The organism is Paenibacillus sp. FSL P2-0322 (assembly GCF_037975315.1).
Classification (GTDB): Bacteria; Bacillota; Bacilli; order Paenibacillales; family Paenibacillaceae; genus Paenibacillus; species Paenibacillus polymyxa_B.
The window spans coordinates 5,488,554-5,502,542 of sequence record NZ_CP150243.1 but is presented as its reverse complement, the minus strand read 5'-3'; the positions used below and the strand labels follow the sequence as shown (position 1 = coordinate 5,502,542).

Here is a 13,989-nt window from a genome sequence, read left to right as displayed (position 1 = left end):
GTAAATAATTGCACTCATTTACCGATATATAATGTATTAGCTTTTCAAATATAGAACGGTTTTATTGTGTCTAAAACTATGAATGGAGGTTATTCTATGGATTCGATGATCCCCCCTAGCACTGGGAATCTGTTGCCGGTTCAGCCATCAACAGGAATAAAACGTGAAGCCTTTTCAGATGCCGAAACAAATTATGTTGCTACACAAGATGCTGTCCGAACAACCAATAGAGGTGATACCGGTCAGAAGCAACCGACACATGAGGAAGCAGTTTTGGAGCTACAGAAAGTAATTGATGCTATACAAGGTCCACAGAAGACGTTTGAAATATCTGTGCATGAGAAGACGCATGCAATCATGATAAAAGTGATGAACAAGGAAACGGGTGATTTGATTCGTGAAGTACCTCCAGAAAAAATTTTGGATATAGCGGCTAGAATGATGGAGATTGCAGGAATCATTATCGATAAAAAAGTATAGGGGGATATACAATTATGGTAACTAGAATAAGCGGTCTTGCCTCTGGCATGGATATTGATGCAGTAGTAAAAAAGCTGATGACTGCTGAGCGTGTACCGCTCGATAAGCTGACTCAACAAAAGCAGCTAATGGAATGGAAACGAGAAAACTATCGTGAGTCCAGTACTAAAATTGTTTCATTTCTACAAGATAAACTGACGACATTAAGCCGTACTGCTTCAATGAATCCGCAGAAAGTAACAGTATCGGGAAATAGTGACGCGTTGACTGCATCGGCTTCATCGTCTGCCAGTGGAGTATTGGATATCTCGGTAACCAATCTCGCTACTGCCGCAAGATCTGTTTCAGACAGCTCATGGTCTGAAAAGGCAAGCACAGAGCTTGCCTTTGCCGATGGGGCAGCTCGTACGGTTCAGGTTGGTGGGGACACCATTGATGTGGATGCAAACGAAACCATTGAATCGTTTGTTAAAAAAATTAATGATAACAGTAAGACAGGAGTAACTGCCCTGTACGATCCCAAATCTGGTTTGTCATTAACTAGTAAGACTACGGGGTCGCAAACATTCAATATTGATTCTCAAATTAGTAGTGAATTTAAATTGTCTTCAACAAACGGAACGGATGCTGTGCTAAAGGTAAATGGACTTGAAGTCAAAAAGTCATCAAATAATTTTACCATTAATGGCATTGATATTACACTGAAGACAGCCGGTGGTGCTGCGACAAGAATCGAAGCTACCAAAGATACCGATAAGATTGTCGAAAATATTCAAAGCTTTGTCGATGCATATAATGATGTTCTCGCTACACTCAATGGCAAGGTTGGTGAGGAGAGATATAAAAAATACGCCCCGCTTACGACGGAACAAAGAGCCGCTATGAGTGATGATGAAGCCAAGCTCTGGACAACCAAGGCCAAGAGTGGCATGCTTAGAAACGATCCTATCCTGCAGGATACATTATCTGAAATGCGTAGTGCTATGATTCAAGGTGTAGACATCGGCAGAGTTGATGCAAATGGTAAGAATATGCCCTTAATGATGTCTGAACTTGGAATTACTACAGGCACTTATGATACGAAAGGTAAGCTTATTCTAGATGCAGACAAATTGCGCGCAGCGGTAGAAAAAGATCCAGATGTTATCTCGAATTTTTTTGGGAAACAGGATCCAAGCACGGCGCTAACTAATAAATATACACAGCAAGACGGTATTCTTGCTAAACTTAAAAAGATTTCGAATACCTCACTTCAAAGAATGGCCGATACAGCTGGTACTTCAAAAGTGAGTAAGGATCTAACAGCTTCATTTATTACTACGAGCACAATGGGAGAGCAATTGTCGAGCCTGGACCGTCGAATTAGTGACATGACTAGTCGACTAACGATGATTGAAACTAACTATTACAAAAAATTCACTGCGATGGAGACGGCAATCAGCAAGTATAATAGTACATCTTCGAGTCTTACAGGCATGTCGTCATAAAGGAGGTTTTACAATTGATCAATACACCCTATCAGAAATACCGGCAGACTCAAGCGCAAACTGCTTCCAAGCCTAAACTGCTAATTATGTTGTACGATGGGGCTATTCGTTTCCTTCGTGCGGGAATTGAGGGGATAGAGAATAAGGATAATGAGAAGGCAAATAATAATTTGTGTAAAGCGCAAGCGATTGTACACGAGTTGATATCTGCGTTGAATTTTGAGTATCCAATATCCCATGATTTATTGCGATTGTATGAATATATGCTGCATGAGCTGATTGAGGCGAATGTTCACAAAATAGCCGCTCCGGCACAAGAGGTGCTGGAACATTTGACTGACCTACGGGAAGCTTGGTTGGAAGCCGCGAAAATGCCTGGTGTAGTTGGTAGTGTGTGATGGAAGATCCTAATATGCAAGTACTCCTTGAAGAGCTGCAACATAGGACAGAAGCAGTGTTATCTAACCTTCTGAATATAAGTGAGGAAGAGTTTGAACACTTTGCAGATCAAAGGCAGCGCATTGTAGAACAGATGCAGTCCTATCAATTATCGTTAACGGAACATGATAAGCAGAAAATTCGTGACATACTAAGTAACGATTCTGTAATTTTGCAGCGTATGCATGTACTAAAGGATGAGGCTGGTCACTGGATGGAGAAACGCGGAGCCATTCGTATGCAGCAGCATGCATACCAGCAAGCTTATTCTGTAGACAGTTTGTTTATTGATCATCGCAAATAAAAAATGCTTTATGGAGCGTACCCCCTATTCGATTTAGAATGGGGGGATTTTTGTGAAAAGGTTCATTCCATTAAGAGTAAATCCGATATACTAATTAACAAATATTAATGCGAAACGGTGGTATTACCTTGTCTCAACTACAAATAAACCATACAATTCTAAAGCAGAGGTTTCCTCATGTTGCAACCAAAATCAATAGCTTGCCGAATGATGACTTATCTATACCTTTGTTTACTGAGTCCTTTGAAAGGGATATCGCTTGGCTAAATGCTGTTGAAGGGGCTATTGGAAACGGGAAAGTTATTTTTGTATATGGTTTTGAAAGAGGTCTTAGCATTGTTGATCTCCTCGAATTGTACCCAAATCACTGGTTGTTTGTATACGAGCCGGATGAGCAGCTCTTTCGGAAGGCAGTAACGGACTATGACCTTAGGCTTTTACTGGGGCATCCTAATTTGTACTGGCTATCTGTTGGTGAGTCTCAGCTCAATATGATGTTTCACATGTTAAGTAGTTATATGCTGGAAGATTTGGGGTTTATCGCACTGCGCAAGTATCTATCAGATGATATGAATTTATTGCGTGAAGTAAAGGAACAATTTCAGGAATATCGTCAGAGCTTCCTGGTAGATAAACATACAGAGAATCGTTTTCGAGAAGAATGGACTCGGAATTATCTATATCACCTTTCTGATGTGTTATACACTCCTTCCATTGAGCGACTTTTTTATGCTTTTGAGGGTGCAACAGTAGTTGTTGTATCATCAGGTCCATCTTTACAAGAAGATATCGAATGGCTGAAAAAATTACGTCCTCATGTACTGATTATTTCAGCAGGCTCCAGCATTCAGGCTTTAGTAAAGCATGGAATACAGCCTCACCTTGCTGTCATTATGGATGGGCATCCTGTCAATAAGAAAATCTTCGCTTCTTCTGTAACAAGGGAGCAGCCTTTATTGTTTACCTCCTCATCTTATTATGAAATCTCTGATCAGAACTGCGCAGAGAAAATTCATAGTATTATGAAAAGTGATGCTGTATCTCAGTATTTCTTTGGGCTCAGTAAAGAGGAACTATTTATATCCCCCACAGAAACGGTTGCAGGAACGGCTATTCAAGCAGCAGCATGTTTAGGGGCTAAACGGATCATACTTGCAGGTCAGGATTTGTCGTTCCCTGATAACAAATTTTACGCAGATGGAATTGAACATTTTGCAGCCGAAGCTACTGATAAGACAGTGCAAGAAGCGCCTAAGAAAGTACTGAATGTAAAGGGAACATACAACACTACAGACGAGAGTTTCTCTTTGATGAAGAATGGACTCGAAAATCTCATTATGGCACTTCCAAGAATCGAATTCGTCAATTCAAGCCGCAATGGTGCAGTGATTGAGGGGGCTCCTTTCAAGCCCATGGAAGAGATGTATAAATTGTTAGCACCAGAATCTGTTGATCATGATGCAATTGCCGATTTGATAAACAAAATAAATATTGCTGTTGATATGAATAAGGTGCTGGATGTCAGAGATAAGCTGATAGCGACACTCGGAGATCTTTCCAATGTACGTTCTGAGATTGCAGCAATTCATAAGCTGATGAAAAAAATACGCGAATTTAGCCGCACTAAACCAGCAAAGGCTCAAAGTATGGTGGAATCCATAGAGCAGATGTGGGGGGTGATTGCCAACAGGGACTGGTTCTCACCTATATTTGAGTCCATTATGCCTATCGAAATTGCGCGTTTTGATCAGGTGCTCCCTGTGATTGTTACAGAACATCAGTTGACTCGTAAGTCTGATCTAATCTATGAGCATCTGGGTAAGCTGCTACAGGATATCACAGCACAAATCCCAATACTTGAAGAAATGTTTTCGGAATCGATTCGCCGTTTAGATAAAAAAACAGATAGCGATGCAGTGGTCCATAAAGATATATAAATTAATCGTTTTACACTCCGGAGGTCATTATGTTTACCAACAAGATTGTACTGGTTACGGGCGGCACAGGTTCGATTGGAAGCGAAATTGTACGTAATATTTTATCGTATAACCCTAAAGCCTTACGGATTTTTAGCAGGGATGAGAGCAAGCAGTTTGATCTGCAGCAGGAATTAAAAGAATATACGAATATCCGTTATCTGATCGGTGATATCAGGGACAAGCAAAGACTGAGTTATGCTATGGAGGATGTGGATTATATTTTTCATGCTGCTGCTCTCAAACATGTGCCTGCATGCGAGTATAACCCTATGGAAGCAGTGAAAACGAATGTTATTGGTGTACAGAATTTAATTGAGACGGCTATTGAGCATAATGTAGAAAAAGTAGTAGCCATCAGCACAGATAAAGTGGTAAATCCAACGAATACGATGGGAGCTACGAAGCTGCTATCAGAACGTTTAATTTCTGCCGCCAACTTGTATAAAGGGAGCAAACGTACCATCTTTTCTTGTGTCCGCTTTGGAAATGTTATGGGATCCAGGGGCTCTGTTATTCCTTTATTCCGTGACCAGATTGCTAAAGGGGTACCGGTGACGGTCACACATGCAGAGATGACTCGGTTTATGATGTCTATTCCTCAAGCCGCTCAATTGGTCATAGATGCGGCGCACTATTCGCAAGGCGGAGAAGTATTTGTACTAAAAATGCCGATTCTCAAAATTACGGATTTGGCCCAATGCTTGGTTGATTCGTATGAAGAGGCAGTCGGTAAACCCTATCGTGGAGAAATCATTGAGACCGGAATCCGGCCGGGTGAGAAGCTATATGAGGAACTCATGACGCTTGAGGAATCGGAAAGAGCATTGGAGAATGGACAGATGTATATCATTCCTTCGTTATTTCATACCGCAGAGCAGGATTATGAAGGTTTTAAAAAGGCTATTCGTCAAGAATATTCTTCGATGACTGCACCACAGATTTTCCCGAAAGCCATTCGGGAGCTTATTGAACAGAACGGATTGGGCTTCACAAAAGGTATTGTATGATGAGCAATCACAAATGTTTGGCGATTATTCCTGCACGGGGTGGATCAAAAGGTTTACCCGGTAAAAACATAAGATTGTTACATGATAAACCGCTCATTCAATATAGCATTGAAGCTGCACTAAATAGTGGTTGTGTGGACGAAGTTATAGTTTCAACGGATTGTAAAGAGATTGCTCGTGTATCAGGCCAAGCCGGAGCAGCTGTTCCGTTTATAAGGCCCGATGAACTGGCTACCGATAAGGCCAAAAGCATTGATGTATTGAAGCATGCAGTTGAATTTTATGAGCAGACGCAAAATCAATTTTTTGATGTTATTATGCTGCTGCAGCCCACATCTCCACTGCGAAATGCTATGGACATTAAAGAAGCATATAAAATATTTTTAGACCATCAGGCTGATTCACTTCAAAGTGTCACTTTGTCTGGAGTGCAACCCTATCTACTAAGGGAAATGGATAACGGACGGCTTACGCCCTACCTGAAAGGTGAACGGGAGCATTTGAGGAGACAAGATCTGAAAGAACTGCATGCTTTAAACGGAGCCATCTATATCGTAAAAAGAGATCTGTTAATGAATAGTGACACTCTGGTTGGTCCTAATAATTGTGGCTACATTATGCCTAAAGAACGATCTATTGATATAGATGACGAGCTTGATTTAAAAATGGCAGAGTTTTTTTGGAGAGAATCCAATCACAAGGAATCCTTGCAGTAGGAGTGAGGAATATAACATGAAAAACCTCTTATCAAATAATGAAAACCACCCTATCTATATTATCGCAGAGGTAGGAGTTAACCATAACGGATCATTGGAGCTTGCATTCGAATGTATTGATCAAGCGATTTTATGCGGTGCCGATGCGGTGAAATTCCAAACCTTTAAAAGCGAAAAGCTGGTAACCAAATATGCCCAGAAGGCTAATTACCAGACGGAAAATACCAATTCAGCTGAAAGCCAACTAGATATGCTAAAACAGCTGGAATTGAGCTTTGAGGATTTTGTTCTATTGAAAAGGTACTGTGAAGATAAAGGGATAGATTTCCTTTCCACGCCCTTTGATGAAGAAAGTGCTGAGTTTCTGAATTCAATTCATATTGACGCATTCAAGGTTGGATCAGGAGATATGAACAATATCCCCTTTCTTCAGAAGCTTGATAGCTATGGGCGTCCGATTATTCTATCGACCGGGATGGCTAATTTAGATGAAATTGGAGAATCGTTACAAGCATTTAAAAAAAGTGAAGTACTATTGCTACACTGTACTTCCGACTATCCGGCACCTTTGGAAGATGTAAATCTGCTGGCCATGAAGACAATATCTACAGCTTTTAATAAGGTCACAGGTTACTCAGATCATACGGCTGGAATTGAGATCGCTGTAGCAGCTTCAGCACTGGGAGCGAGAATTATTGAAAAGCATTTTACATTGGATCGAAATCTTCCAGGTCCTGACCATAAGGCTTCACTGGAGCCTGCTGACTTTTCAAAGATGGTTCTTGCGATTCGAAATGTGGAGCAGGCTTTAGGGGATGGTGTTAAAAGATGTATGCCTTCCGAGGAAAGCACCAGAGCCGTTGCAAGAAAAAGTATTGTGATGGCAACACCTAAAAAAACAGGCCAGCAATTAACTCGAAAAGATCTAGTTATCAAGCGTCCGGGCACTGGAATAGAGCCTAAATATTTTGATGACTTGGTTGGTAAGCAGCTTTTAAAGGATGTACATGAAGACTATTTGTTATCATGGGATGATGTGCAATGAAAAAAGTATTGGTGATTACCGGAACACGAGCTGATTATGGGATATATTACCCGGTTTTGCGGGCTCTTGAGGAAGAACATGCTCTGGAGCTCCACCTGTTGGTTACAGGCATGCATTTGTCTCCACAGCATGGGTATACATTGGACGCTATCCAAAAGGACGGATTTCGTGTATCTGCTAAGGTAGACTGTCTGCTGCAGGGATCTACCCATGCTAATATGTCTCGCTCTATTGGAATAGCAATCATGGGCATGACACAAGCCGTAGAAGCTTTGGAACCAGATTTCGTTGTTGTATTAGGAGATCGGGGAGAAATGCTTGCAGCTGCGATTGTATCCTCTCACATGAACATTCCGCTTGTTCATTTGCATGGTGGAGAAGTATCCGGCACGATTGATGAGTCTGTTCGGCATGCGATTAGCAAGTTGGCCCACATTCACTTTGTGGCTACAAATGGAAGCAGAGAGCGCCTAATCAGGCTTGGCGAGGAACCTTGGAGAATTCATGTAGTCGGAGCTCCGAGAATTGAAACGATGATGAACACTTCCCTGCCTGAGCTAGAGATGACGAAACGTAAATACGATCTGAATATAGATAACGATTATGTGCTGTTTGCTTATCATCCTGTCACCACGGAAGAAGCGGATATGCACATCCTTGGTAAGATGATGGAAGTTCTCTTGGCTGGGGAGAATGAGGTAATTTGTGTGATGCCTAATTCGGATGCTGGAGCTGATGCGATTGTTGATGTATATAATCGTTTTGCTGCAAGAAAAGGGATGCACCTTGTAACCAGTTTTGAGCAACTTGATTATCTGACGATGTTGAAAAATGCAAAAATATTAATTGGAAATTCTTCATCGGGGATTATTGAGGCTGCCTCCTTTCATGTTCCAGTCATTAATATCGGAACTCGCCAGACAGGCAGAGAGCGTTCTGTGAACACAATAGATATTTCAGCTGACGAGCTCGAATTGACTTCTGCAATAGAGTACGCAATGTCTGAGCCTTTCCAACAAATTGTTAAAGCAGCCGACAATATTTACAGTAGAGATAACACCAGCTCTCGCATCGTAGATATATTGAACCGAACATCCAAGTCAGAGCAGCTTATTCAAAAGACAATTACCTATTAAGGAGGATCGGCCTTGAGCTATATTGTTTTTGGAGCAGGAGGGCATGCCAAGGTTATCGTGGATATTTTACGGTCCTGTGGTGAAGAAGTCATAGGAATTCTGGATGACCATTGTAAAGAAGAAGCATGGAACGGATTGCCGATCTTGGGGGGCCGTAATCAGATTGCTCAACTATTATCTCTGTATCCAGAGGCGCTGTTCGTTGTGGCAATCGGAGATAATACAACCAGAAGGAAGATTGTAAGTCAATTAAAAGTTGCTTCAGTCCAATTTGGTACTGCTGTTCATCCAAGCGCTGTAGTCGCACCCAGCGCATTCATTGGGGAGGGGACGGTTGTCATGCCTAATGCTGTAATTAACGCTGATGCGTATGTTGGAGAGCATGTCATTGTTAATACGGCGGCTACTATAGATCATGATTGCCGAATAGAAGACTTCGTGCATATTTCCCCAGGTGTACATATGGCAGGTGGAGTTCAGATCGGATACTGTGCTCATATCGGAATAGGTGCAAGTCTTATACCTGGTGTTCGTGTAGGGTGCGATACCATCGTTGGTGCTGCTTCTTGTGTCATCCGCGATTTGCCAGAAAACGTTATAGCTGTGGGTTGTCCGGCCAAAGTAATAAAAAACCTATAAGGATAAGGGATGAAACAAAATGTCCAATCGAGATAGAATTTATTTATCTTCACCGCATATGGGCGGGCTTGAACAGCAATATATCGCAGAGGCCTTTGAAACGAATTGGATTGCTCCACTAGGTAAAAATGTAGACGCTTTTGAATCAGAGGTGGCAAATTACTTAGGATGTGGAGGCGCAGTTGCCCTAAGTTCTGGAACAGCAGCAATTCACTTGTCTTTGATATTGCTTGGTGTGGAGAAGGATGATATTGTTTTTTGTTCTTCTCTTACCTTTGTTGCCAGTGCTAATCCGATCTTATATCAAGGTGCAATTCCTGTCTTTATCGATTCGGAACCAGACAGCTGGAATATGTCCCCTGAGGCACTAGAGCGAGCATTCAAGACTTATGCAGATAAGGGAAAGAAACCTAAAGCTGTAGTTATAGTCAATTTGTATGGGCAGAGTGCAGACTACGATCGGTTGAAAAAAATATGTGATTATTACGAGGTGCCAATTGTAGAAGATGCTGCGGAATCACTCGGAGCAACTTACGGCAAGCAAATGAGTGGAACGCTTGGGAAATTCGGCATTCTTTCATTTAACGGAAATAAAATTATTACTACTTCTGGCGGAGGTATGCTGGTTTCAGATGATTTAATTCTGTTAGAGAAAGCAAGGTTTTATGCCACACAAGCCAGAGACCGTGCCAAGCATTATCAGCATAGTCAGATCGGATATAACTATCGTTTGAGTAACGTCTTAGCAGGAATTGGGCGTGGGCAACTACAGGTTTTGGATAAAAGGATTTCTCAAAAGAGAGAAATATTTAAAAACTACTATGATGCTTTATCTGTTGTGGATGGTATAGAGTTTATGCCAGAAGCAACATTTGGAGAATCAACTCGATGGTTAACTACAATGTTGATCGATTCAAAAAAAATTAAGACAACCATTACTGAGATTATTGATGAACTGGAAAAGTTCAACATTGAATCGCGTCCGGTTTGGAAACCACTGCATATACAGCCTTTGTTTACAGAGGCAAATTACTTTAAACATCATGTAGAAAAAGACGTGAGTAAAGAATTGTTTTTGAATGGAATTTGTTTACCGTCGGATACGAATATGACTGTCGAAGATCAAAAGTTTGTCATTGAACAGATACTAAAAATAATCAGTAGCAGAGCTTAAAGATACTTATTGGATAATATTATCCAGTTGATACAGATGGGAGATAGAAGGCATGAAAATTGTACTTTTCAGGAGAAACGGTGTTATTGCTCCTCATGTCACCGACGATTATGCTGTTGCATTTGAACAATTGGGGCATGAAATACTGTATGTTAGATTAGAAGAGGGATTCGGGCTTTCAGAAATTCAAAATATAAAGGATTTTAAGCCTGATATAGCTGTTGCATATGGAAGTGTTGGGATCTTTCAAGATGGAAAACAATTTCTTTTGCGCCAAATGGGTATTCCCCTTGTTTCTTTGCATTATGATAATCCTTTTTTTTCAATAGATGAAGGGTTAGAAGCAGAATTTCAAGAGCATACTTCGTATTATTACCATTTTGTATGGGATAAATATTGCTTGCAGTTGCTCATTGAACGAAATATTAAGAATGTACATCCAATAATGCTTGCTACTAACCCGCTAAAGTTTTATCCTAATCCTCAAATTAAGGCTAAAGAAGGTGAAATCGCGTTCGTTGGTAATATAGCCAAAGTTGACCATAAGATTTTAGAAGAAAATCTGGAACAAAGATTCGTTAATTTTATTATTAATGAAAAAGTAAAACATATAAATATCCCTACTTATGATCTATGCAGGGAAGCCTTTTTATTAAAAGAATTTGAAACGATTCGATATCTATCTGAAAAACATCCATATGCATTTTGGAGAAATATTTATATGCCGATTCATGCCCGTGGAAGTGCTGTTTTGCGTCAGCATGTTTTGAATAGTATTAGTGGAATTGACATTCATGTGTATGGTTCTAAGGAAATAGCAAGTGACCATCTTATTCTTCATCCGTCAGTACCTTATAGTGAGCTTAGTTCCTTATATCAAAGTTATGCGGTAAATCTTAATATCTCTTCTATACAGCTAGAGACTTCAGTTAATAACAGAATTTTTGATGTTTTTGCTTCTAAATCCTTTGTTCTAAGTGACTATAAAGATGATATGAAACTCATATTTCCTAATGTATGGAGCGAAATCTCGTTTGGTAGTCTTGAAGAGCTTGTTATTAAAGGTGATTACTTCTTAACCCATCCCAAGGAAAGGATAGAGCTTGTGGAAGAACTTTATGAGCATGTTATTACAAAACATACCTATAAGGAAAGAGCTATGGAAGTAATCGAGATCGTAACTGCTTCAAAACTAAATTATGCGAGAGAAAAAGAACTCAATTCCTACAAAGCAGATAAAAGTAAGGAATTAATGAAACAATGTCCTGTTTGTAGTGGATCTAATTTCTCTCAGTTATATTCTATTCAAGGTCATGATGGGTTTGAGACAAATCTGCACCGCTGTGCTGAATGCTGCACAGTGTTTATGAATCCTCAACCGACAGAGGGCTATTTAGACTGGTTTTATAACAATGTCTACTATTCTAACGAGCATCGAACTAAAATGGGTTGGTCTACAGATTTGGAACAAATTACTCCAGGCCTATTAGCGGTATTAGAAGCTAGAATGGATTTGGTTGAGACATATGTAGATCAGACTAAGTATCCTAGAGGTAAGCTACTTGATTTGGGGTGTTCAACAGGTAATTTTGTATTAGAGGCTCAACTTCGTTATTGGGATGTAAAAGGAGTGGAGATATCAGAAAAAGCAGCCCAAATAGGGAGACAAAAGCATGGATTGAACGTTATAACGGGTTCATTGGACGAGCATTTATTTGATAATGAGTCGTTCGATGTTGTAACAGCTTTTGATGTATTGGAACATATCCCTAATCCGCATCATTTTATGGAGAATATAAATCGTATACTAAAAACGGGAGGACTATTTATTGCCAATACACCTAATGTTAGTTCGACAGCGAGCTATCATTCTGGAAGCAACTGGCGACATCTGGATCCGCCATTACATGTTATTTTATATGATCATATCTCCTTAAGAATACTTATGAGAATGCATAAATTTAAAATTCTAAAAATTTCTGGAGGATCGGAATATTTAGGTCAAATGCAGATCGTTGCTATGAAAGAAGATTAAATCTTATCTACTTTCAGCTCGTCTAGGCATCGACTTACTAAAGAATCTCCTTGAAATTAACTTTTGTGAGAGAAAGTAAAAATAAGTATAAAAAGACGACCCCTAAATAGAATAAGGGGTCGTCTTTTCTGTTAGTAATTTGGTTCGCAGAGAGTCTTTACAAACGGTTTAAATATATTTTTCTATATGTTTTTTTGGTGCGTCTATTTTTTGTTTGTTTAAAGGATAATTAAGTATGTTATAGAATTAGTACATCATCCATAGGAATTATTTTCAATCTATTAATAATTTTAAATATTCTGAGAAGGGATGATGTTTATGAAGTGGGGAAAATACCTTTCTGGAATTTTATTAGCCATTTTAGTTTTAAGCAGTATGTCAATAGCTCCAGCCTCAGTTGAGGCCAGCTCATCAAGTTCAACGGCGAAGGATACTGATACGTCACTTTCGCTTAATACGACTCAAGCGCTGGAACCTACTAGCACGACTGAGGCTGTATATGGCGAGACTCTTAAAGTGAACAATCATCGGGTTACATTAATGTCTAATTTCAATGTGAACGGTGACCTCATGAGTTTCACTGATTCTTTAACGACAGCTGATCCAACAGATTTTTGGTTCTTTAACGTACCTACGGATAGAAGCATTCTGGCTCAGATCAAATCCAGTAATCCCAATTATAGATTTGACTTGTACTCGATTGATTGGAGCACGGGGACAGCAAGTTTGACGGGTTTTGGAGGAAAGGCCTCTGAATTGAAGTTTGCTACAGACTTAAAAGCAGGGGACTGGGGACTTCGTGTTACCTCCACAGGAACGGTAGGTGAAAGCTATAGTATCCACATGAATGCGGCCTCGCCAGCGGATACACCGATTAATGGTAAGGCGGCCAAGCTAACATCCTACTCTAACAATTTGTTATATACGGTCATTGAGTATCCAAACGGAGATATTAAGGTGAATGGGACCCAAATTGCCAATACAACGGTGACAAACCCGAATTTGGAATGGTCAAGAGAATTCAACTTTTCCAGTGGTGGCAGTTATTCTTCAAGGAGTCATAATGTATCAGATGTTCGGGTTAAAAGTATCACTACGCCTATGAAGTATACCTCAAATTATGCAAGCTCTGATAATGCTGTTTTGATTGTTCTAAATGCAGATACGCTTTTTACCTATTTTGAATCTGCATATAGTTCTGGCAATCCACTGTATCACAGTTCCTCTTTTGTTGACACCAGTGGCAGAACTACGCCGAGACGCCTGGATTTTATTGATATGGCTGGAGATCCAGACATTCTTGTGTATGATCTGGATACAAAGAAAGTAATTGATTTTGTAAGTAACTTGAATTACTACTATGCAAAAGGAATTGAGCCCCAGCCAACGGTAGTTTACTATAATTAAGTAAAAAAGAAATAACAAAAATTTTCAATGTTTTTTCCCTAGGAGTTTCAAACATTCACAAAGAGTTTACTATACTTGTATAGTAAACTCTTTGCTTAATATACCATTTCAATCTATAGAAATAGATTGCTTTGTAAAATTG

Annotated in this window: 13 protein-coding genes; all 13 read left to right on the top strand. The window is 39.9% G+C overall.

From position 1 onward, the window contains the following. The first annotated feature begins 96 nt into the window (after positions 1–96). Positions 97–480, top strand: a complete 384-nt coding sequence (locus tag MKY24_RS24325; RefSeq protein WP_339201042.1) for a flagellar protein FlaG — start codon at positions 97–99, stop codon at positions 478–480. A gap of 14 nt (positions 481–494) precedes the next feature. Beyond that, the gene (gene fliD, locus MKY24_RS24320) at positions 495–1,967 is read left to right on the top strand and encodes a flagellar filament capping protein FliD (protein ID WP_339201041.1); all 1,473 of its coding nucleotides are present in this window, start codon (positions 495–497) and stop codon (positions 1,965–1,967) included. 14 nt (positions 1,968–1,981) lie between these two features. Next, entirely contained in the window at positions 1,982–2,365 is a 384-nt protein-coding gene (gene fliS, locus MKY24_RS24315; RefSeq protein WP_339201040.1) for a flagellar export chaperone FliS, read from the top strand. Beyond that, positions 2,365–2,709, top strand: a complete 345-nt coding sequence (locus MKY24_RS24310; RefSeq protein WP_339201039.1) for a hypothetical protein — start codon at positions 2,365–2,367, stop codon at positions 2,707–2,709. The genes fliS and MKY24_RS24310 overlap by 1 nt, the downstream gene beginning before the upstream one ends. A 200-nt stretch (positions 2,710–2,909) precedes the next feature. Beyond that, positions 2,910–4,646 carry a 6-hydroxymethylpterin diphosphokinase MptE-like protein gene (locus tag MKY24_RS24305; RefSeq protein WP_339201038.1) on the top strand — a complete coding sequence of 579 codons (1,737 nt, stop codon included), beginning with the start codon at positions 2,910–2,912 and terminating at the stop codon, positions 4,644–4,646. A 29-nt stretch (positions 4,647–4,675) separates the two neighbouring features. After that, a complete protein-coding gene (locus MKY24_RS24300; protein WP_339201036.1) occupies positions 4,676–5,695 on the top strand; it encodes a UDP-N-acetylglucosamine 4,6-dehydratase family protein in 1,020 nt (339 codons plus the stop codon). After that, entirely contained in the window at positions 5,692–6,411 is a 720-nt protein-coding gene (locus tag MKY24_RS24295; RefSeq protein WP_339201035.1) for an acylneuraminate cytidylyltransferase family protein, read from the top strand. The genes MKY24_RS24300 and MKY24_RS24295 overlap by 4 nt, the downstream gene beginning before the upstream one ends. Positions 6,412–6,427: 16 nt before the next feature. Then, positions 6,428–7,456 carry an N-acetylneuraminate synthase gene (gene neuB, locus MKY24_RS24290; protein ID WP_339201033.1) on the top strand — a complete coding sequence of 343 codons (1,029 nt, stop codon included), beginning with the start codon at positions 6,428–6,430 and terminating at the stop codon, positions 7,454–7,456. Beyond that, positions 7,453–8,592, top strand: coding sequence for a UDP-N-acetylglucosamine 2-epimerase (neuC, locus tag MKY24_RS24285; protein WP_053326235.1), 1,140 nt, complete (start codon positions 7,453–7,455; stop codon positions 8,590–8,592). Before neuB ends, neuC begins: the two co-directional genes overlap by 4 nt. Before the next feature lie 12 nt (positions 8,593–8,604). Next, positions 8,605–9,231 (top strand): acetyltransferase, encoded by a 627-nt coding sequence (locus MKY24_RS24280; RefSeq protein WP_053326234.1) that lies wholly within the window; start codon positions 8,605–8,607, stop codon positions 9,229–9,231. A 19-nt stretch (positions 9,232–9,250) separates the two neighbouring features. Then, positions 9,251–10,405, top strand: coding sequence for an aminotransferase class I/II-fold pyridoxal phosphate-dependent enzyme (locus MKY24_RS24275; RefSeq protein WP_339201031.1), 1,155 nt, complete (start codon positions 9,251–9,253; stop codon positions 10,403–10,405). 52 nt (positions 10,406–10,457) lie between these two features. Beyond that, positions 10,458–12,440 (top strand): methyltransferase domain-containing protein, encoded by a 1,983-nt coding sequence (locus MKY24_RS24270; RefSeq protein WP_339201030.1) that lies wholly within the window; start codon positions 10,458–10,460, stop codon positions 12,438–12,440. A 318-nt stretch (positions 12,441–12,758) separates the two neighbouring features. Then, the gene (locus tag MKY24_RS24265) at positions 12,759–13,847 is read left to right on the top strand and encodes a hypothetical protein (RefSeq protein WP_339201028.1); all 1,089 of its coding nucleotides are present in this window, start codon (positions 12,759–12,761) and stop codon (positions 13,845–13,847) included. Positions 13,848–13,989: the final 142 nt, after the last annotated feature.